Source organism: Lacticaseibacillus absianus, assembly GCF_013407595.1.
In the GTDB taxonomy this organism is placed as follows: domain Bacteria; phylum Bacillota; class Bacilli; order Lactobacillales; family Lactobacillaceae; genus Lacticaseibacillus; species Lacticaseibacillus absianus.
In genome coordinates, this window is the sequence record NZ_JABEKX010000001.1 from 513,641 (window position 1) to 534,897 (window position 21,257).

General features: G+C 59.2%; 18 protein-coding genes. 13 read left to right on the top strand and 5 right to left on the bottom strand.

Annotation, left to right across the window (positions count from 1 at the left end):
• Window positions 1-20: 20 nt before the first annotated feature.
• The 5 genes from HII33_RS01995 (at window position 21) to HII33_RS02015 (ending at window position 6,134) form a co-directional block, all read left to right on the top strand.
• Entirely contained in the window at window positions 21-1,148 is a 1,128-nt protein-coding gene (locus HII33_RS01995; protein ID WP_179394124.1) for a WxL protein peptidoglycan domain-containing protein, read from the top strand.
• Entirely contained in the window at window positions 1,069-1,452 is a 384-nt protein-coding gene (locus HII33_RS02000) for a hypothetical protein (RefSeq protein ID WP_179394125.1), read from the top strand. The genes HII33_RS01995 and HII33_RS02000 overlap by 80 nt, the downstream gene beginning before the upstream one ends.
• Before the next feature lie 72 nt (window positions 1,453-1,524).
• Window positions 1,525-2,076: a DUF5067 domain-containing protein gene (locus HII33_RS02005; RefSeq protein ID WP_179394126.1), complete on the top strand. Its 552-nt coding sequence runs from the start codon at window positions 1,525-1,527 to the stop codon at window positions 2,074-2,076.
• Window positions 2,069-2,752, top strand: coding sequence for a class A sortase (locus HII33_RS02010; RefSeq protein WP_179394127.1), 684 nt, complete (start codon window positions 2,069-2,071; stop codon window positions 2,750-2,752). Before HII33_RS02005 ends, HII33_RS02010 begins: the two co-directional genes overlap by 8 nt.
• Window positions 2,753-2,921: 169 nt before the next feature.
• Window positions 2,922-6,134 carry a WxL domain-containing protein gene (locus HII33_RS02015; protein WP_179394128.1) on the top strand — a complete coding sequence of 1,071 codons (3,213 nt, stop codon included), beginning with the start codon at window positions 2,922-2,924 and terminating at the stop codon, window positions 6,132-6,134.
• 68 nt (window positions 6,135-6,202) lie between these two features.
• Here HII33_RS02015 and HII33_RS02020 read toward each other — a convergent pair whose 3' ends face one another.
• From HII33_RS02020 to HII33_RS02035, 4 genes are all read right to left on the bottom strand, one after another.
• Complete coding sequence (locus HII33_RS02020; RefSeq protein WP_179394129.1) at window positions 6,203-7,180, bottom strand: WxL protein peptidoglycan domain-containing protein; 978 nt, start codon at window positions 7,178-7,180, stop codon at window positions 6,203-6,205.
• A gap of 85 nt (window positions 7,181-7,265) precedes the next feature.
• Window positions 7,266-8,207 carry a TDT family transporter gene (locus HII33_RS02025; protein ID WP_179394130.1) on the bottom strand — a complete coding sequence of 314 codons (942 nt, stop codon included), beginning with the start codon at window positions 8,205-8,207 and terminating at the stop codon, window positions 7,266-7,268.
• Between the two features lie 73 nt (window positions 8,208-8,280).
• On the bottom strand, window positions 8,281-9,042 hold the full coding sequence (locus HII33_RS02030; protein ID WP_179394131.1) for an endonuclease/exonuclease/phosphatase family protein: 762 nt from the start codon (window positions 9,040-9,042) through the stop codon (window positions 8,281-8,283).
• Window positions 9,043-9,071: 29 nt separating this feature from the next.
• The gene (locus tag HII33_RS02035; RefSeq protein ID WP_179394132.1) at window positions 9,072-10,079 is read right to left on the bottom strand and encodes a LacI family DNA-binding transcriptional regulator; all 1,008 of its coding nucleotides are present in this window, start codon (window positions 10,077-10,079) and stop codon (window positions 9,072-9,074) included.
• Window positions 10,080-10,243: 164 nt separating this feature from the next.
• On the opposite strand from HII33_RS02035, the gene HII33_RS02040 reads away from it, so the two are divergent.
• From HII33_RS02040 to HII33_RS02075, 8 genes are all read left to right on the top strand, one after another.
• A complete protein-coding gene (locus HII33_RS02040; RefSeq protein WP_179394133.1) occupies window positions 10,244-11,569 on the top strand; it encodes an ABC transporter substrate-binding protein in 1,326 nt (441 codons plus the stop codon).
• Between the two features lies 1 nt (window position 11,570).
• Window positions 11,571-12,449, top strand: coding sequence for a carbohydrate ABC transporter permease (locus HII33_RS02045; protein ID WP_179394134.1), 879 nt, complete (start codon window positions 11,571-11,573; stop codon window positions 12,447-12,449).
• Window positions 12,436-13,269, top strand: a complete 834-nt coding sequence (locus HII33_RS02050; RefSeq protein ID WP_179394135.1) for a carbohydrate ABC transporter permease — start codon at window positions 12,436-12,438, stop codon at window positions 13,267-13,269. The genes HII33_RS02045 and HII33_RS02050 overlap by 14 nt, the downstream gene beginning before the upstream one ends.
• Before the next feature lie 15 nt (window positions 13,270-13,284).
• Window positions 13,285-14,184, top strand: coding sequence for a DUF1861 family protein (locus tag HII33_RS02055; RefSeq protein ID WP_179394136.1), 900 nt, complete (start codon window positions 13,285-13,287; stop codon window positions 14,182-14,184).
• On the top strand, window positions 14,174-15,238 hold the full coding sequence (locus tag HII33_RS02060; RefSeq protein ID WP_179394137.1) for a glycoside hydrolase family 130 protein: 1,065 nt from the start codon (window positions 14,174-14,176) through the stop codon (window positions 15,236-15,238). Before HII33_RS02055 ends, HII33_RS02060 begins: the two co-directional genes overlap by 11 nt.
• On the top strand, window positions 15,231-16,925 hold the full coding sequence (locus HII33_RS02065) for a phospho-sugar mutase (RefSeq protein ID WP_179394138.1): 1,695 nt from the start codon (window positions 15,231-15,233) through the stop codon (window positions 16,923-16,925). Before HII33_RS02060 ends, HII33_RS02065 begins: the two co-directional genes overlap by 8 nt.
• Window positions 16,926-16,997: 72 nt before the next feature.
• Window positions 16,998-18,743, top strand: coding sequence for a glycoside hydrolase family 13 protein (locus HII33_RS02070; protein WP_246287253.1), 1,746 nt, complete (start codon window positions 16,998-17,000; stop codon window positions 18,741-18,743).
• A gap of 66 nt (window positions 18,744-18,809) precedes the next feature.
• Window positions 18,810-20,030, top strand: a complete 1,221-nt coding sequence (locus HII33_RS02075; RefSeq protein ID WP_179394140.1) for a hypothetical protein — start codon at window positions 18,810-18,812, stop codon at window positions 20,028-20,030.
• A gap of 65 nt (window positions 20,031-20,095) precedes the next feature.
• Here the strand turns inward: HII33_RS02075 and fba are convergent, their stop codons facing one another.
• Complete coding sequence (fba, locus tag HII33_RS02080; protein WP_179394141.1) at window positions 20,096-20,977, bottom strand: class II fructose-1,6-bisphosphate aldolase; 882 nt, start codon at window positions 20,975-20,977, stop codon at window positions 20,096-20,098.
• Between the last annotated feature and the right edge of the window lie 280 nt (window positions 20,978-21,257).

Here is a 21,257-nt window from a genome sequence, read left to right on the forward strand (position 1 = left end):
AACGATAAGGTGGGATGATCGTGAGAAGACACCGAGTGGGATGGTTGCTCGCACTGCTGTTGTTGCTCGCGCCGCTGAGCGATCAAGGCCGAACCGCGCACGCTGACGGGACCAAAGGCGTCCAGTCGGTGCCGTTATCGGTGATCCCGGTGACCAATACGTATCAGATCGGGCGTAACAAGGGCTATTTTGACCTCAAGATGGCCCCGGGGCAGTCCACGGAGCTCCAAGTCAAACTGGCCAATAGCGGACGCGATCCGCTGGTGGTCCGAGTTGACGCCACAGCGGCGAGCACGAACGATAGCGCGCAGGTGGACTATACCAACACGAAGACGACTTACGATGCGACGATGAAGTACCCGCTGCCAACGTTGATCAAGATCCCGAAGTCGTATCAGCGGCTGACCATCCCTGCACGCACCACGGCGACATACCATCTGCCGCTGACGATGCCAAGCAAGGCCTTCGACGGGGTGATCCTTGGCGGTCTCCGGGTCCGTCCGGTGACGGCAACGACGAAGCAGTCGGGGATCTCGAATCAGTACGCCTACGTGATGGCGGTGCAGCTGTCGAACGGCACGGCCGCACGACCAGACCTGACCTTGAAGTCTGTGGAAGTCGCACGTGTGGCGAACCAGACGACGGTGAACGCGACCTTGCAGAACCCCGAGGCAGCGCTTCTGCTGAAGGGCAAGATCGAGGCCCGGGTAACGAAGCAGGGGCAAAACCGCACCCTGAAATCGCTGGTGATGAATGAGGCCTCGACCGCGCCGAACTCGCGGTTCACGGTCAAAGTGCCTTGGGGTGGCGCGATCGCACCGGGTGCGTACACGCTGCACCTGACCTACCGTTCGACGGATAAGCAGTTTTTCAGCCCGCGGACCTGGACATTCACTAAGAACTTCCAAGTCACCACGCTCCAAGCGATGCAGTACACGCTGGCGGAGCTGCACATCCCGTGGTGGGCATACGCGCTGCTCGTCTTGATCCTGCTCCTATTGGTGATCGTGATCATCCTGCTCCTCAAACGCAGAAAGGGGGGAAAGCAACGTGACAAAGATTCCCTGGATGAAAGCCATTTTGATCGGGCTGATCCTGGGCTTGGGCATGCTGCAGGCGAGCGTGGCCCGCGCCGCATCGACGGCTGACGGGACCGGCTTAGTGACCTTCACCCAAAAGGCACTGAACCCGCGTGACCCGTCGCTACCGATCACCAATGGTGGCGGTGGCGGGACCACGACTGCCAAGCCACGCACACCGGCTGTCGTGGTGAACACCGAGCCAGAGGCCACGAAGGTCACGGCTCGTCAATCGACCGGCGCGCATCAGGCGCGGTTGCCCCAGACGAGTGGCGCGTCACTGCCGCTGTTCGCGGTGCTGATGATCGCACTGGCGGGGTTGGGACTCGCGGGCGGGACGCTATGGCGCCCCCTCCGCGCACGCGTGAGGTGAACGAGGGAGCGCTGGCGTATTCGACGCGCAGCGCTTCTTTTGCCCTCGACCTGAGAAAGGAGGTGACGACCGATGCGACGGTGGCGACGTGTGAACCAAGGTCTGGCGCTCATTGTGCTCGTGCTTGCACTGGCGGCGCTGGTCCGAGTCGGCTTCACGCTGTACAGTGACCACGCGATCCAGCCGGAACGTACCGTGACCCGCACCGCCGCGCTGTCTGCGCGGCCCAGCGACGACTTGCGCTTGACGCTGAAGCACTACCGCACCGGTCACGACTTTCTCGACCGACCTGCGCTTGTGGTGACTTACGAGTTGCGTAACCGGGCGGGGCAAGCGGCACTGCCGAGCTACGTATTCGACCGGCAGGTGCAGCTGCAGCAACAGACGCAGACCGGGCTGACCGGAGAGCTTGCCGGGACCCGCTTAGCGGCTGGACAGCTCAGTCCGCTCGAGGTGAACTATGTTGAAAATGGCCAGATCCGGCTGCTCGCAGGGCAGACGGTGCAGGCGATCGCGGTGTACCGGCTGGGGAGCCTGAACCTGCCGGTCACCGTCCAGATCGCCGGCCAGAAGTCGCGGGTCCTGCAGCCATGGACCCTGAAGGCGGTGACGCAAGATGGCTAAACGATGGGGCGCGGTCATCCTGACCGTTGGCCTGCTGGTGAGCGGGCTCGCGCTGAGCCTGTACCTCCTGCAAGACCAATTAGCGGCGCGCTTGATCGCGAGCCGGCCGGTGACCGTGACGGTGACCACTGCCGCGCAGAGGCATCAGGCCAAACAGGCGGCGAACTATGATTTTGCCTCCGTTCGGCCGCTGACGCTGGCGCAGCTCAGCCAGGCCGCCTTGGCGCGGCATGCGGTCCCCGCTGTCGGCAAACTGCTGGTGCCGGATGTGGCGGTGGCTTTGCCGGTCGCGGAAGGCGTCAGCCAGCGTGTCTTGGCCTTTGCCGCGGGGACGCTCAGCGCTGATCAGACCATGGGCCAGGGCAACTACGCCTTGGCAGGACACCACATGCACACGGATGAGTCGCTACTTTTTGGCCCGCTGGTGCGGACGCGTGTCGGGATGGCCGCTTACCTGACGGACATGTCGACGCTGTACACCTATGAGATCTACGGTCGACGTTACATCGCGGCCACGGAGACCGCCGTTTTGGCCGCGACGGGGCGAGCGGAGCTGACCTTGATCACCTGTGATGACGACGGCCAGGGCCGCTTGCTCATCCAGGCGCGCTTGGTGGACCAGCGGCCGGTCACCAAGGCGTCAGCGGCGCTGCAGCGGCTGATCAACGCAGACTGATAGACAACAGGCAGACTGGAGGAAGGTTATGAGCACACATTCGACGACCGCAACCCCCTGGCGGATCAGGCTGGGCCCACTTCTGGCGACGCTGTTGATCCTGGTCGGCCAATTGTTCGCCGCGTGGCCGGCCGCACAATAGACCACAGTGACCGCGGCAGCGGGCAGCGTGACGATCACGAGCCAAGACGCCACCAACGGCCGCTACAACGTCGGTGACAAGGTGAACCTGTTACTGACGGATTCCGATGCACCAGCCGGGTCCACCCTGACCTTTGACCTCAACGCGGCGCGCCTGACCTTCGATAGCGCGGCGACGTTGACGGCGGCCCAGGCCTACAACTCGTCGGTCACCTCACTGGATAACGCAGACTTTACGATGAGCGCCGCCAACGGGATCCTGACGGTGACGCGGCACGCCGCCGACGCCTTGCAGGTCTTCCCGCTGGTCTTCACCGTCGCCAGCGACCTGGGCGGGGGCACGACACTGACGGCGATGTCCAACGGTGCGGTGGGTGGGGCGATCACCCTGTCCGCTAATGTGACGACGTTCGATCCGACGACGTACAGCGCGGTGATCCTGTCCGCGAGCGCGGACCCTGACAACAATAGCCAGATCTACAAACTCGGGAACTCGCCGCTGTTCTACACGACGCAACTCGACACTGCTGGGAATAATCGGTGGTCACTGGCGACACGTGGCAACGCGACCGGCGGGACACTAGCCGATGTTCTGGCATGGATGCAGGCGGGCAGCACTGGGACTGTGCCTGAACGGGCGACCACCGGGACTGGCTACGATAGCCCGTTTTCGGCGTTCGGGCTCGACAGTACCAGCATCGGGGCGACTGGCGCCGCGATGACGTTCGACAACAAGTTCCGTCAAGACCGCCAGTACCAGCTGGTCGCATACCGGCCGGTCTCCGCTAGTGAACCCGCGAGCTTCGCCCGCGTGGGCTCGCTACTCTCGAACGTCTACTACATGCCGAGCACGACCACTCTGCCGCAGCTCACTTTTAGTGCGACTGGGACGCTGGGCATGATTCCGCCGGTGGAAGGTAAAGGGATCTACGGCCAGTACTACCTCAACTCGGCGAATCAGCTGGCGATCAAGGTCTACAAGGTCAAGCGCCTCCGCGTGATCAACGTGACGAACGGGGCCAACACCTCGATCAGTGGCGCCACGGTCAAGTTTACCGATATGCAGGTAACGACGACCGGTAACGACGGTGGCGAATTCCTCCCGCTCAATTACCCGACGAGCAGTACCGCCTTTTACTGGGGTAAAGGACTCGACAATGCGGGGACACAGCGGCTCGAAAGCCTGAGCTTCACGAACTCGTCGAACTATTACATTCTCGGTGGGACAAGTTTTGATCTGCACACGAGTGCGACTGATGTCCTGACCGCAACGGGGAACTCGACCGGAGTCTCGATTGCTCCGCGGACCGTTTCGAGTCGAACGATCAGTACCGTTGACGTGAAGGTCCAAGACCGCACCGCACTGGCCCCGGCGAAGCGCTATATGCAAGTCAAGGCGGTGAACGCGCAGACCCAGGCCGCCCTGGCCGGTATTAATTTTGACATCCAAGAGGTACAAAATACGGCGGGGGATACGATCACGGCAGGGAGCATGACGCCGACGGACACTGCGGGGCTCACCCAGTGGAATCAGATCCCCGAGGCGATGCTCGGAACGCAGACGCGCATCGTTGCGCTGACGCAGACCAACACGCTTGCCGGCTACCTGCCGGCGACTTCGACCTATTATGCGAAGTGGCAGCTCGGTAGCGGCTTCACCGCGGTGGGGACAGATCCGGCGAACCTGACGGCGACGACCAGCGGACGACTCAGCGTGAACGCCGACGGCCAGCTGCTGGTCGCCAACGCGATCGAGCCTGTGTACACGATCGCGACGCAATATCCGAGCGTCTCCAGTAGCACGAGTCAGACGACGCCACCAGAAGATGTGATCTACCAAGACCCACTCGGTGTCGGTGCAGTCGGGGTCAAGCTGAACCTGGCTGGGGCTAGCGGGACGTTCACTGGCACGACTGATCCAAGCGGGAATCTGACGGTGACGGCGACGGCACTCGCAACGGCGCTCGGCGTGCCGGTGTCGACGTTCAATACGACACAGGCGCTGACGCTGAGCATCGACAGTGCGGCGGCGGGGTACACGAACCCGGTCGCGCGGACCGTGAATTTCAGTGCGGCCAGCGGCTTTGCGATCCTCGCGAACACTACGGCGGATAACGCGACGATCCTCGACGCGACATCGGCGCATGGCCTGACGATCGCGGCCGGGAACTTGGTCGCGTTGCTCCGCTACGACGAGCTGGTGGTGCAAGGCCCGAGCGTGGATGGGGAGACGCCGAAGCCGGTCGCCAACGCCACGTTCCAGCTTCAGTTCTACACCAAATCCGGCAGCGTCTACACCGCGATCGGGAGCCCGACCACGGTGACCAGTGACGCGAGCGGTGCGGTGCTACTGCCAGACATCGGAACGCTGAGTCACGCGGCGATCGAGCCGAGAAACACCTACTTTGCCCAGCTGACCCAGACAGCACCGGTGAATGGCTTCGCCACGCTTCCGATGCAGGCGATGTTCAGCTACACCACCCAGATGGGCTACAGTCTGGTCGAGGTCACGCAGGCCGGACAGACGACTGCGGCCAACTTCACCGGCGGGTTCATTGACGGGGAGTACTACGTCGGTTACCAGGATACCGCGATCGGGTCGACCGCCTTCAACGCCAAGTCGCTGTCGCTACCGTTCCGCCGCGCGCGGATCACTGTTAGTCTTCTCGAGGCATCGATCTCGTTGGACAGCGTGCCGGCGAACCTGAACTTCGGGCGCACGCAGGCCAAGTCGATCGATCAGGCGATGCCGCTGCTGAGCCCGAGCGCACCGGCGGATCAGTTGGCGAGCTGGGGTGGGGTGGCTGCCCCTGCGACCGATGTGATGACGATCGGCGGGACGCCTGAACCGGCGATCGGCGTCCAAGTTACCCTCGATACCGCAACGGCGAGTTGGAAGCTGATGCTCCAGAGTCAACTGCTGACGACAGATGGCGAGACGGCCACGCTTGACGGCGCAACGCTCGATCTGGCGGCCCGTGACACTTATCTGGGGACGGCGACCACCAAGGGGACGCGGCAGGCGGCCCTGAGCAGTTCGACGCCGACCACGATCCCGCTGACCAATGCGGCGAGTCAGGCGGCGACGCAGATCGTGCAGGCGGACGCCGTGGCCATCGGGACTTACCGAATGCTGTGGCAGACCGACGCCGTGACGCTGAATCTGCCGCAGAACCGCGGCGCGACCGATGGGGCCGAGTACAGGACCCAGATGACTTGGCAGCTAGAGGCAACGCCATAGCACGTGACCGAGAGCCGGTGAACCGGCTCTTTTTTTCGACCAAAAAAGCCTCAGCGTCAGCTGAGACTTCAGTGATGGCGGTGGAGGATCAGCCACCCGGCGGCGATCGCCAAGCCGGAGGCGATGAGCACGAGGCCGGCGAACCACCAAGGGGATAACTTGAGCACGCGGTGCGGGCCGGTGGTGACGTGGCGCGCAGCGCGAACGGTGAAGGTCTTGTTGAAGCGCCAGCGCTTCGTCTCTGTGTGGGCGGTTACGCTGAGCCGGTAGCGGCCGTCCGGCAACGCTTGCGGGCTGGTGTTGAGGGGGAGCGCCAGCGTGCTGTTGGGCGCTAGCCGCAACTGGTCACGCGTCAGTCGCATCACTTGCGCCTCGGAATCGGTGCGCGTCAGCCTGGCCGTGACCTGCAGCCCCTCAAGGATGGCAGCCTGATCATTCGTCAGGTGGGCGGTCACGACGCTGCCACTGCCGACTTTGGCGGCGGTGGCGCGGCTCAGGCTGAGCCGTGGCGCCAGGGTCGCGGCTGGGCGCGTTCGGACTTGCAGCCCGACCACGTAGGCGGTTCGCGTCGCTTGGTCAGCCGCGGCGGTCGCGGTGACGCGGACCCCAGCGAGCAGGACCCCGTCGTAGGCCGTGGCAGGGACGTTCAGCGTCAGGTGGATGCGGCGGACGGCGTACCCGGCCACGCGGACGGTGCGCGGCACGCTGACCAGGGTCTCGAGGTCCGCAGGTAGGCTTGTCGGCGCTTTGGCGCCGTGCACGCTGTAATCGATCACGCCATTCACATTGGTCGTGGCACGGTTGACAGCGAGGTCAAACCGTTGGGTGCGGGTCGTCGTGTTTTGGAGGCGCAGGGTCAGTCGCTTCGTTGTGCCAGGCGTCAGCAAGAGGTCCCAGTAATTCAGCTGCCGGTCCACTTGTTCTGCGGGTAGCTCTGGCGTGACGGAGAAGCCTGGGTTGGTCGCGCCGTGGACAGTGGTGGGCGCAGTCCAGCCGGTCAGGCACCAGAGGCATGCAATGAGCAGCCATTTTTTCGTCGCGATCACCTCCCTGTGTCATCGACACCTTCTCTTTCCAGTGTAACAGGTCGAGCGGGTTAATCGTAGCGATAAGGTAGACTGACGTCACCAGTTAGTCAGGCTGGGTCACCGGACGTGGCCAAGTCTGGCCGATGAAGCGCGCGTAGCGGACCGCGACGGCGGCATCGACAACGCAGATCACCGCCCACTCGCTCCACTGTAGCGCGTGCAGTATGGCACTATGGGCGCCGAACAGGGCGGTATACTTGGTGATCGCCGTTGCGGTGATCGCCAGCGGAAAGGTGAACGCGCCCATGCTGGGCACGAAGGCATGGGTGAAGTAAGGCAACACCCAGACCAAGGCGACCAGGTAGAGGAGCTGGCAAAACCAAAAAAGGCCGGTCGCGAGCTGGGCGTTCGGCGGCGTCGCGACTGTCAGATAGGCGGCCAGACACAAGCTGGCGGGTGCGGCGATGATCGTCGTCAGCGGTTGGGCGGCGACGGGCAGCGGCACGCGGAGCATCCGCCAGAGCACAAGCGGGAACACGCCAGCATACAGGCCGAGGGCCAACCAAGTGGTGGGTAACCCGACCTGGGGCGCAAATGGGCCGCAGGTCAAGGGAATCACCCCGATCCCCACGAAGGCGACGAACCAGCTCGGCATGACCATCGCTAAATGCTTGGGGGCCAGCCACAGGTGGCGGACCAAGAAGACGCCCATGATCGCGTAGTGGCCTACGACTGCGGTCAGCCACAGGGCCAGCGCGATCGGGTGCGGCAACCCGTATGTTTGTCCGCATACCGCCAGCAGCATCGTCGCCATCGTCAGGTTGGGCATGACCGACGTGATCACTGGATCGGCCAACCCAGCGACAAAGCTACGCGGGGCGAGCACGAGCTTGAGCAAAATCATGACCCATAAGAGCAGGGCTAGCCCAGAGCAGAGCCAGTCACCGGCGGGCATGGCCAAGCTCGCATTGAGGCGGCCCAGGGACGCCAGCCCAAGCATCAGCCCGCACACTGGCAACGGTAGGCGCGTCAAAAAAGTTTTCATGTATTACCCCTCCAAGTGAGACAGTTCACGGAGAGTAGTGTATCAGCTGACTCGCCCGGATGCAATCGCTTTCCTAGCCGATGTCGGCGATGACTGGCCAGTGATCGGACCCCCAGCGTCCGGACGTCAGCGTCGCATCGATCGCGTAGCGCTTGACGGGCAGTGTCCGCGAGACGAACAGATAGTCGATCCGGGCTGTCACCATTCCAGCGGTCGGGGTGAATTGGTGGGTCGGGCGGTAGGTGCCGGGGTAGGGGCGGTGCCGCGTCTTGGCGATGACTTGTGCATCAGCGAGGACCGTGGTCATCAGACGGTAGGCTGAGCTCGTCGGGCCGGCGTTAAAGTCGCCTCCGATCAGTAGTGGTCCCGGCAGCTGACGGGCAAGGGTCTGCAGGCGGCGCGCACCAAAATCGCGTGCCGCCGCACTTCGGTGGTCTAGGTGAGTCCCGATCACGGTCCAGCGACTGCCGGTGGCTGTCGCGAGCGTGATCTGTTGCAAGGTGCGTGGGTAGCGTGCGCCGGGATAGCGCGAGGGGCGGTCGGGGGTCTCGGAGAGCCACTCGTGGTGCTCGGCGACGCAGTGAAATCGATCGGCGCGCCAGAAGAGCCCGACCGCTTCTCCGCGGTGGTGACCATCGTCTCTGGGCACGGCCACATGAGCGTATGCGGTTAGCTGGGTCAGGGCGGCGAGGTGCGCGGCTTCCGCTTCCGTCACGATCAGGATGTCCGGGTCATTGCGCTGGATATCTGTCAGCACGGTCTGTGCACGGTCGGACCAGCGCCAGCTGCCGTCTTCAGGTGCATCGACGCGTAGGTTGTAGGTCATCAGGCGCATGGGTAGGGCCCTCCTCGCGCAGTGAATGGTTAGCGCGTGCTATCGCGTGGGGTGATCGTGGGCAGCAGGCGAATGTATAGATTGGGTGACTCGGCGTCTTTGGCGCGGCGTTGTAGCTGGATCCAAGCGGCGTCAGCCATTCCGTCGAGATCCGTTGCGATGACAGTTAGCTTCGGGGTCACGACCTGGGCGATGTCGGTGTCGTCGAACGACAAGATCGCAACGTCCGCCGGGATCTGATAGCCAGATCCTTGAAGGTAAGTGACCAGCATCGAGGCATAGCCGTTGTTGACGGTGAACCAGACGTCTGGCATCTGGTCGAGCGCGTTGAGCTGTGCGAAGAGCTCATTGGGGTAAGCTTCCTGGATCGTTGTGATCTGATGTTCTGGGGCTGAGATCAGATCGGGATGCTCCGCGAGTGCGTTCTGAAAGCCGATATACCGCTCGGCATAGCTGGGTGAAAACCCGGTATTACCCAAAAAGCCGATCCGTCGATAGCCGCGGGTATACAGATAGTTGATCGCGATGCGTGTCCCGTCAATGTTTTCGGTCAAAATGCTATCGGCGTTGAGCGTGGGTGAGTGGTGGTCGATGAGGACCGTCGGCCGCCCCAGTGCAATGATCGCTTCGATATAGGCGTTGGAAATGAAGGACAGCACGAAGATCCCTGCGTAACTGTCTTGCTGGAGTTGAACAGGTAAGACGAGCCGATCGCGCATCTCTGCGGTGACGGGTAAGACCTCAAGTTGATAATCAGTCTGACGAAGGTCGTGCTTGAGTCGACTCAGAATGACCCCAAAGAAACTTTTGAGATCCAGGGTGAAGTCTGTGGCGATCAGGGCGATTTTTTGTTTGGGCTGCGTGGGGGATGGTTCAGGACTGTCTGTCGCAAAGTCATAACCGAGCATCGTCGCGGCTTCGAGAACAGTCTGTTTGGTCTGGGTGCTAACGCCCGGTTGATCGTTGAGCGATCGCGAAACGGTATTACGTGAGATCTTCAAGTAGTCCGCGATATCCTGAGTGGTGATTTTTTTCATGGGCTTTTCTCCTTGTAACGTTACATTAACACAAACCGTTTTACAAAGAAAGCCCTTTATGCGAGGGAATGGATATTACAAAAAATAAGGTTGACACGTTACCGCAACGTTACTATAATCCAAATTGTAACGTAAAGCGTTTACAAAAAAGGAGGACGAACAAGATGTTTGCAAAGAAAGCTTTAGTGGGGCTCAGCCTACTTGTAGCGGCAGGCACTTTGGCAGCATGTGGGGGCTCGAGCGATAAGTCGGGCACTGCAAACGGGAAGACCGAGATCACCTTCTGGGCGGCCCCTAACCCGACACAGGTGAAGTATTGGAAGCAAATGGCCAGTGATTTTGAAAAGGCAAACAAGGACATCACGGTCAAGGTCACCCAGATGAAGGAAAGCCCATCGTCTGAAGCGACGATCCAGTCGGCGATCGCCTCCGGGACCGCACCGACAATGTCCGAAAACATTACGCGAAGCTTTGCGGCGCAGTTGGCCCAGAGCAAGGCGATCGTTTCATTAAATAAAGACGCGGAGACGAAAAGTGCGTTGACGTCTATTGTCGATAGTCGTGATATGGCAAAGACCATCGATGGTTGGAAGTTTTCTGATGGTGGTCAGTATGTTGTGCCGCTCTATTCCAACCCGATGCTGTTTGGCTGGCGGTTGGATATGTTGAAGGACCTGGGCATCAAGTCAGTGCCGAAGACATACTCAGACGTCATGAATGTTGCGAAGGCGCTGAAGGCTAAAAACAGTAAGAGCGTTGTCTGGGCCCTGCCGACAGGGGCAGATCCGACCGCATGGCAGCGGTGGTTCGACTTTTTCCCACTCTATGACGCAGCGAGCGATGGGCAGGCCTTCGTCACCGGTAAGAAGCTAGTGGCGGACAGCAAGGCGGGCAAAGAGGTCTTTGACTTTGTTCAGGAATTACACCAGTCTGGCAACTTGCTGACCAGCAAGGCGACGGATCCGTTCGAGACCAAGCTAGCGGTGATGAACATTATCGGGTCGTGGACGTTCCCGAACTGGAAAGAAAAGTACCCAGATCTGGAATACGGCAAGAACTACACGCTGACGGCACCAGTCGTACCCGACAGCATGAAGGACGCCAAGAACGTGAAGACGTATGCGGATGCTAAGGGGATCGTCGTGTACGCCAAGGCGACGACCGCTCAAAAGAAGGCCGCGATGAAGTTCATGCAGTTCGTCTTCAAGGATGCGAAGAACGACCTCTCCTTCCTGAAGACGACGTCGCTCCTGCCTGCGCGTGATGATGCGGCGACGAACAAAGAATTCACGAGCTATTTTGAAGCGAACCCTTACATGAAGCCATACGCGGAGAACGTGCCGAACGCGATCCCAGCGATGGATAATGCAGATTACAACGATATTCAAGAAAAACTGGGTAAAGACGGTTGGATCCCTGCACTGAAGGGCGAAAAGAGTCCTGCTAAGGCCTGGAGTGACATGATCGCATCAATTAAAGGAAGTCTGTAATATGAATAAGCGCAATGACAAATTGGGCTTCGCGTTCACAGCGCCCTATATCATCTTCACAACGATCTTCTTCTTGCTCCCATTGTTGTGGTCGATCTGGCTGGCTTTTACGAACTGGAACCTTATCTCTCCCGATATCCAAAACGTTGGTTTGGGCAACTTTATCGACGCACTCAAGAGTCCAGCTATTCACGCGGCGTTCTTTGTGACGTACAAGTTTCTACTTGTCTTTGTGCCGTTAGCAGTCGTGCTGTCGATGATCATCGCGGTGCTCGTACACGGATTGCCCAAGTTCAAGGGACTGTACCTCGTCGCGTTCTTCCTGCCATACCTGTCCAGTGGCGTCGTGACGTCGCTGATCGTTAAAGGCTTCTTGTCCTACAACGGTCCGCTGAACACCTGGCTGCGCAATCGCTTCGACGTGAATATCGACTGGCTAGGCAGTCCAAACACCGCGCTGTTCGTTGTCTCCTTCATGATCGCGTGGAAAATGTCTGGGTACTATGCGCTGATCTTGATCTCAGGACTTGAGAGCATCAACGACGAGATCTACGAGGCGGCCATGATGGATGGCGCGAGCAACCGGACGATCTTTTGGAAGATCACGGTGCCGATGATGTATCCGTCGCTGTATACCGTTTTGATCCTCGCTGTTGGGGTCTCATTCGGGATCTTCACAGAAGTTTACCAGCTGACCGGTGGTGGTCCTAACTATGCGACGAACACGTGGCAGATGGAGATCTATAACCAGGCCTTCGTGAACCTGAAGTCTGGCTACGCGTCCGCGATCGCGATCTTGGCCTCGATCGTGACCTTCATGTCGATCTCTGTCATTCGCAAATTAATCGAGAAGTGGGGGCATCACTATGGTTGGAATTAAGAAAAACAAGCCGCGAACATGGCGCTACGTGTTGACGACCTGTGTGATGCTTCTGATGATCTATCCGTTCATCTACCTGGTGCTCAACTCGTTTGCGGCGTGGGATCAGGTGGATAAGAAGTTGATCCCGACGCACTACACGTTGAGATCTTGGCAATGGCTGTTCAGCAACAACGCAACGGCCGCGCCAGCCCCGTGGCTTCATGCTTTCTTCAACACCTTTGTAGTCACAACGCTCAGCGTGGCGCTGATGATGCTCTTTGCGATCATTGTCGCCTTCGCGCTGTCCAAGCTCAACTTCCGCGGCAAGAAATTCACGAACAACTTCCTGCTGTTTCAGATGTTTTTCCCGGGCATCATCCTGTTGGTGCCGCAGTTCTTACTGGTGACCAAGGTGGGACTGATCGATTCATACGCTGGCCTGATCTTGCCGACGGCGGTCAGCCTCTGGGCGATCTTCATGTATACCAACTTCTTCAAGTCGATCCCAGATACGCTGATCGAGTCTGCGACGCTCGACGGGGCCACGCCGCTGCAGATCCTGTTTAAGATCATCGTGCCGATGTCGAAGTCGATCACGACTGTTATCTTCTTGTTCCTGTACACGGAACGGTGGACGACGCTGCTGTGGGATATGATCGTCTCCAAGAGTGATGGGACCGTCACACTGAATGTCTTGATCTCTCAGATGTTCGGGCCGTACGGGACCTATCCGGGGCCGATGTACGCTGCATCAGTACTCTTGACACTCCCGTTGATCGTGCTGTTCTTGTTGTTCTCGAAGAACTTCCAACAAGGAATGCAGTACACACTGAAATAAAAGGGGCCAAATAGGATGGACTTTTCTGATTTGTTTCACGCATATGAAGTTGCGACCAAGCCGACTGCGCCGCACAAGATCATCTTTAGCGGTGCGGCGGGGTACGATGTCTACAATATTACGGCACCGTTCACGGATCGTGGCCGGACGTACATTGCCGGGCGTGTCGAGTTGCGAACATCGGAAGACGCCGAGGTGCGCTTCTTCGAACGAGTCGACGCGACGCACTATCGGGCGAGTACATTGCCGACGCTTCACCTCCAGGATCCGTTCGTGACACGGATCGGGAGTCAGCTGGTCGTCGGCGGGGTGCATGTGACGCCACAAGCCGATGGGACAATGCGGTGGCGAACGGACTTCTATGTCGGTCAGCACCTCGATTCACTTGAGTTCTTGGTTGCCGGGCCTGATCAGATGAAGGACATCCGACTGGCAGAAACACCGGATCACCAGATCCTTGTGTTGACCCGACCGCAAGGCGGGGTCGCCGGGGCCGGTAAGATCGGGATGTGTTTGATCGATCGCCTGGCGCAGTTGACCGCTGAACGGATCGCGACGGCACCACTGCTTGCCGACAATATTCCGGATGGTAACTGGGGTGGGCCGAATCAGGTCTTGGCGATCGATCGCTCGACCGCAGTCGTACTGGGGCACCTGGCGCGGCGTAAGGCGGATCAGACGCTTCAGTACACGAGTGTGATCTTCGAAGTTGACTATCGCCAGCAGCGGATCGCACGGACCACGATGATCGCGACCCGCGAAGATTTTGAAGATGGCCCAGCCAAACGTCCTGATCTGACCGACGTGATTTTTAGCGGTGGGTATGCAGACGGCAAGCTGTACGTTGGGACCGGAGATGCGGAAGCACAATTTGCTGCCGTTGAGTTGAAAGGATATCAAGTAAATGCACATTAAACGTTTTGACCTTAACCCCTTAGTGACGCCTGCGGATGTCCGGCCGTCTCGGCCAGACTTCGAAGTGGTCGGCGCCTTCAACGGGGCAGTTGCTAAATTTGGTGATGAAACGATCATGTTGTTGCGGGTGGCTGAGCGGCCGATCCAACAGCCAGGTCAGCTTTTGACCCCGGTCTACGATGCGGAGAAGGACACCACAGAGGTCGTGAAGCTGGACCCGGCCGCGTACGATCTCAGTGATTCACGTGTGATCCGGCCGAAAGGGGAGAATGCAGAGTTTGCGTACCTGACCTCACTGTCGCACATTCGTTGTGCGCGGAGCCGCGATGGGCAACACTTCACGGTGGATGACCAGCCGTTCATCTATCCGCACGACGCGTACGAGACCTTTGGGATCGAAGACCCACGTTGCACGCAGATCGGTGACACCTACTACATCAACTTCAGTGCGGTCTCCAAGATGGGGATCTGTGTCCAGTTGGTTTCCACGAAAGACTTTGCGCACTACCAAGATGAAGGCATCATGTTTTTGCCGGACAACAAGGACGTGGCGATCTTTGAGGGCACGGCCTCTGGTCGCTACTGGACGTTGAGCCGGCCAACGGTCCCCTCCACCGGGGTGCACGATGTGTGGATCAGCGCTTCGACGAACCTTCATGATTGGGGCGGCCATCGCTTCTTGTTCACGGGCAGCCGTGATGGCTGGGATAACGGTCGCGTCGGTGCAGGCATGCCGCCCTTCTTGACCCAAGCGGGCTGGTTAGAGATCTATCACGCAGCTAACAAGCAGAATCAGTACTGCCTAGGGGCGATGCTCCTTGACCGCGATGATCCAACTAAGATCCTGGCCCGCACGGCAGCGCCGATCATGGTCCCGAGTGCGCCGTATGAAACAGACGGCTTCTTCGGCGATGTGGTCTTCACCTGTGGTGGGATCGTTGAGGGGGACCGATTGACGCTGTATTATGGCGCGGCGGACACCCGGATGGCGGCCGCAGAGCTCAGCATCCAAGAGATCCTTGGGGCGCTCAAGGTGGCGACTGATGATGAATGAACGCTATCAAGCGTGGTTGGCCCACCCGTTGATCGATGGGCTGGATCAGGCCCTGGCGGGTCTTTCCGAGGCTGCGATCGAGGAACACTTCGAGGGCTATCCGGCCTTTGGCACTGGGGGAATCCGGGCCTTGATGGGCGTGGGGACCAACCGGCTGAACGCCTATACGATCGCTCGGGTGACGACGGGGCTCGCGCAGTATATCCAAACGGCAGGGCCTGAGGCACCATGCGTCGCGATCAGCTTTGACACGCGCGCGCACTCGAAAGAGTTTGCGCAGATCAGCGCTGCGATTTTGGCAACCAAGGGTTGTCGCGTCTACCTGTCGGACCGGCCACGGCCGACCCCTGAACTCTCATTTATGACGCGGCATTTCGGCGCATTTGTCGGGATCATGATCACCGCGAGTCACAATCCTGCCCAATATAACGGGTACAAGGTCTATGACGCGAGTGGTGGTCAGATCACGTTGGATCAAGCACGTACGATCACGGCTGCGATCGAGCAGGTCACAGACGAGCTCGCACTCCCGGTATCAACCGGGTTACCAGAAGGGGTCCACTTGGTCGGAACGGAGATCGACCGCGCTTACCTGGCATGTCTGAGTGCTGTCATCCAGGCCCCCGATACGACACGGGCGAATGGACACCAACTCAAGGTCGTCTATACGCCGCTTCACGGCACCGGTGAAGCATTGGTGACCGCAGGCTTGAAACAGGCTGGGTTCACCGCACTCCGCGTTGTCCCTGAGCAGTCGGTGCAAGATCCCAACTTCTGCACGGTCAAGCTGCCGAACCCCGAGTACCACGACGCGTTCGCGCTTGCACTCGCGCTCGCCAAGCAGACCGACGCGGATATCGCGATCGCGACAGACCCGGATGCGGATCGGCTCGGGATCGCGGTCAAGCACGCTGGTCAGTATCGGTTCCTGTCCGGCAACCAGCTCGGTGCGATCTTTACGGATTATCTGATCCGGATGTTGAAGCAGACCGGGCGTGATCTGACCGACTATCGATTGATCAAAACGATCGTGACCTCAGACTTTGGGCAGGCGATCGCAGGGCGCCACGGGATCCCAACGATCGAGACGTTGACCGGGTTCAAATTCATTGGCGAACAGGCGGATCACCTGGAGGCCACTGGCCGGTTGAAGTTTCTGCTCGGCTACGAGGAGAGCTTTGGGTTCTTGATCGCACCGTTTGTGCGTGACAAAGATGCGGTCCAAGCGGCGGTATTGGCATGTGAGGTCGCGCTTGACTGTAAACGTGAGGGTCAGACGATGATCGACCGGCTAACGCGGTTGGAAGATCAGTACGGCGTTTACCGCGACCGCTTGGTCAGCGCCGACTTTCAGTCGAAGGCGGAAGAAGCGCGGATCCTCGCACGAGTGACGTCACTGCGACAAGCGCATCCACGACAGCTGGCGGGGATAACGGTGTCGGCGTATGAAGACTACGAGACGTCGCAGCGTGTCACGCTGGCCACTGGGCAGACCACAACGTTGACGCTACCGAAGTCCAATGTTCTCAAAGTTTGGTTTGAGGACGGGAGTTGGCTGGCGGTCCGTCCGAGTGGCACAGAGCCCAAGATCAAGTCGTACCTGGCGACGCGCGATCCAGACGCGCGAACGGCTGAGGCGCGACTCGAGGCATTGGCTACCTGGGTCAAGCAGACGCTGTATGCTTAAATGATCAGTCAAGCGAAAAGGTCGGTGCCGAGGGCATTGACCTTTTAGTTTCCAAAAAAGGAGCAAAAAATGATGAGCAAATGGTGGCAGCGTGCCGTTTTTTATCAGATCTATCCGCAGAGTTTTAAGGATAGCGACGGGGATGGGATCGGTGATCTGCGAGGCATTACCTCAAAAGTGAGTTACCTGCATGAGTTAGGCATTCAGGCGGTATGGCTCAATCCGATCTATGCTTCACCGATGATCGATAATGGGTATGACATTGCAGATTATCGACAGATCAATCCGGTGTACGGGACGATGGCCGACTTTGAAGAGATGCTGACGCAGCTACATGCGCATCAGATCAAGCTCGTGATGGATCTGGTGGTCAACCACACTTCGGATCAACATCCGTGGTTCCAAGCTTCGCGACAAAGCCGCGATGATCCGTTCAGCGATTATTACATCTGGGCAGACCCGCGAGCCGACGGCAGTGCGCCGAACAACTGGGGCTCGACGTTTGGTGGCTCCGCATGGACCTATGTGCCCGCCCGGGGGCAGTACTATCTGCATCTGTTTTCCCCCGCACAACCGGACCTCAACTGGCGAAATCCGGTCGTGCGTGAAGAAGTGTACCGCTTGATGCGCTTTTGGTTCGACAAGGGGATCGATGGGTTCCGGATGGATGTGATCAACTTGTTGTCCAAACCGGAACACTTTGAGGACCGACCCAAGGACCCGGGCAGTGAGTACGCCGATTTTTATCCCGTCGTTGCGAACGGCCCTGAGATGCACGCTTATCTACATGAGATGTACGACCGTGTCTTGAAGGACTATGAGGGCATGACGGTCGGCGAAATGCCGCACGTTACACCCGACGAAGCGAAGCGGTACACAGATCCAGCACGACATGAGCTGAACATGGTCTTTCAATTCGACCACACCTATATCGACGAGGGCCAGTATGGCAAGTTCTCAACGGTCCGCTTCAAGTTGAGTGACCTCAAGCAGACCCTGGACCGCTGGCAGCTCGCATTGAACGAGACAGGATGGAACGCATTGTACCTCGGCAATCACGACCAACCGCGGGTCGTCTCTCGGTTTGGCGATGAACATCAGCACCGGGAGGCCTCGGCGAAGATGTTGGCGACGTTGTTACTCTGCCAAAAAGGCACGCCGTTCTTTCTCCAAGGAGACGAGCTGGGGATGACGAATGTCCACTTGCCGCTTGAGGCATACCGCGACATCGACACGCGTAACGCGATCCGAATGCTGAGTCGGCAAGGCTGTGGGGTGGCGGACGTGCGGCAGATGGTCTACAACAAATCGCGCGATAATGCCCGGACGCCATTTCAGTGGTCGAGTGCCGAGCACGCGGGGTTTTCAACACACGCGCCGTGGCTGGCCGTTAACCCCAATTTTGCGGCGATCAACTTGGCTGAGCAGCAGACGAGAACGGATTCCGTTTTTCACTACTACCAGCGACTACTCGCGTTTTGCCAAACCGACGAGACGATCATTGCGGGGGATTACCGCCCCGTCGCGACAGCCGACTCGGCGGTCTACAGTTATATGAGGTGTCACGGCGAGACGCGCTACCTCGTTATCTGTTCATTTGCCGCCACGCCAGTTCGGTATCTACTGCCGGTCGAACCAGAGGCGGTGGCGCGCGTGGTGTTGAGCAGCGCTGAAGAGCGGGCGCATGCGGCGGTGACGCAGTACCTGACGCTTGCGCCGTTCGAGGCAACAGTCTTGGCGTTGAACACAAACGAGGAGGTGAGCGGATGCTCCGTTAGCGGGCGGTGGCGCGCGCAGTCCGAACCTGCTCAGCGTTGACCCGCCTCTGCGCGGTGTGATAGCATCGGATTAGATAGGCATCACGATCAGGAGGAGGCGTTATTGATGACTTATTGGCAGAAAAATAGACCCCATTACCGCACGGCGATCGCGGCGGTGATCAGCGGGGTCGCAGCGTTGACTGTCGCGGGCGCACAGGGGTTGAGCGGGCAGCCGGTCTCTGCGGCGTCGGTCGAGATCACGGCGGCCGCGCCGCGGGATGAAGTCACGGATGACCTACTGGCACGTGTTGAGGCCAATCGTGAGGCGTTCGGGGCTTATCTGGCGCTTCAAAACCCGGTGACCGGGCAGACGTTCGCGGCGGATCATGACGCAACCGTTCAAGCGATCAACGACGGGATGATCACGTCGCGGCTTGAGCTGTATGAATACTGGCTACCGATGGCGGAGGGCCTCAAGCAAGTCATGCAGGCGCAGTACAAGGCGCAGATCAGTGCAGTCGGTGACGTGGTCAATTCGGCCAGTGGTCAAACGTTCGACCAGGATATCGACCAATTATTCGCGGCCCCAGCGACCGCCACTGCGGACGGGGTCAACTTCAACGTCGACTTTGCAGCGGTCGAGCAACTGGTCGCCCGCGCGCTGGCGCTCGAACCGCTGATCACCGACTTGCTCAACCGGGTCGACAACAATCGCGCGCTGGTCAAGGACTACCTGTCACTTCAGAACCCGAAGACCGGCCGGACTTTTGATGAAGAGTTTGATCGAACGGTCCAGGCCATCAAGGCCGGCGAGATCACGTCACGACTCGCCCTGTATGAATCTTGGCGACCGGTCGCCGAAGGGCTCAAGCAGGTGATGGCGGCGCACGTGAAGGCGCAGATCGCTGCGGTCGGGCACGTGGTCAATCCGGTCAGCGGGCAGACCTTCGACCAAGACGTTGAGCGGCTTTTTGGGCGGCCCGTGATCGTCAATGAGGACGGCGTCGACTTTAACCTCGATTTTGATGCCTTGGCCCGGCTGATCGCACAGGCCGAAGCGATGATCAAACAGATCGAGGCGGAGGCTGACAAGGACGATAACGGTGGCGAGCCCACGCCAGGGGAAGAACCGGCGAGCGAGACGCCGTCAACGGAGACTTCGACGGCGGCCAAGGATGTGCCGACGTCAACGGCGACCACACCGGCCCATGGCACGAACAAGCAACTGCCGCAGACGGGCGCACGAGAGGACCGTGCGCTCGCGGGCCTCGGACTCGTGGCGACCAGCATGGCGCTGGTGGCGCTTGCCGGGACTTCGATCAAGCGACGTGCAGACGTGCAGTGATCGCGCCGCGTGGGACAAACAAAAAACCGCCAAATCGGCGGTTTTTTTGTTTGTCCTAGGTCAGCTTAGATCTCAGCTGGGACGAGCTTAACTTGCTTGGTCCCCATCCAGCCACAGATCTCCTTGAAGGTATCCGTGATCGCCTGGGTGCCAGGTGCCAGCAACTTACGAGGGTCGTAACCCTTGCCTTGCTGGTCCTTGCCGGCGAGGATGTATTCGCGCGTTGCCTTAGCAAAGGCAAGCTGGCATTCGGTGTTGATGTTCAGCTTGGCAACACCCATGGAGATCGCCTTTTGAACTTGGTCGACCGGGATGCCGGAACCACCGTGGAGGACCAGCGGCTGCTTAACGGCTTCGCCGATCTCCTGAAGGCGGTCGAAGTGCAGACCCTTCCAGTTAGCTGGGTATGGGCCGTGGATGTTACCGAAGCCAGCGGCCAAGTAGTCAACACCCAGGTCAGCAAAGGTGGTTGCTTCTTCAACGGAAGCCAGTTCACCTTCGCCGACAACGCCGTCTTCTTCACCACCGATGGAGCCAACTTCGGCTTCGACGGAGATGCCCTTCGCGTGGGCCAGGGCGATGATCTCCTTGGTCTTTTCGAGGTTCTCTTCGAAAGGCAGGTCGTGGCCGTCGAACATCACGGAGTTGTAGCCGGCAGCGATCGCAGCCTTGGCTGCTTCGTAGTTACCGTGGTCCAGGTGGATCACGACCGGAACGGTGATGTCCATTGCCTTAACGGTAGCTTCGATCAACTTTTGGCAAAGTTCGTAGCCACCCATGTACTTAGCAGCGCCCATGGACGTCTGGATGATGACCGGAACATTGAGTTCTTGTGCACCGGCCAGGATCGCGCGGGTCCATTCCAGGTTGTTGGTGTTGAAGGCACCAATGGCGTAGTGACCTTCACGAGCTGCCTTGACAAGTTCAGTGCCGTTAACTAATGGCATAAGTGTTTTTCCTCCTAAAAGATGAAAACAAAATTTTTTACTTCCCTATTCTAGCATAGATTTTCAAAATTTGCGCGTTCAAATTCTCTGGGCTTTCATTCGGTCGCACCGGCGCTGGTGCCACACGGTTGGCACCGCTTCCGGTGGGATTTGCAAACCAGATGATAATAATTGTATTGGGCGCATGCACCGTGTCAGACTAAACTGAAGGGCCTGTGATTTTAGATTGACAAATGTAGACAATAAGCATAATCTACATTTGTAAACAAAAGAGATTGAG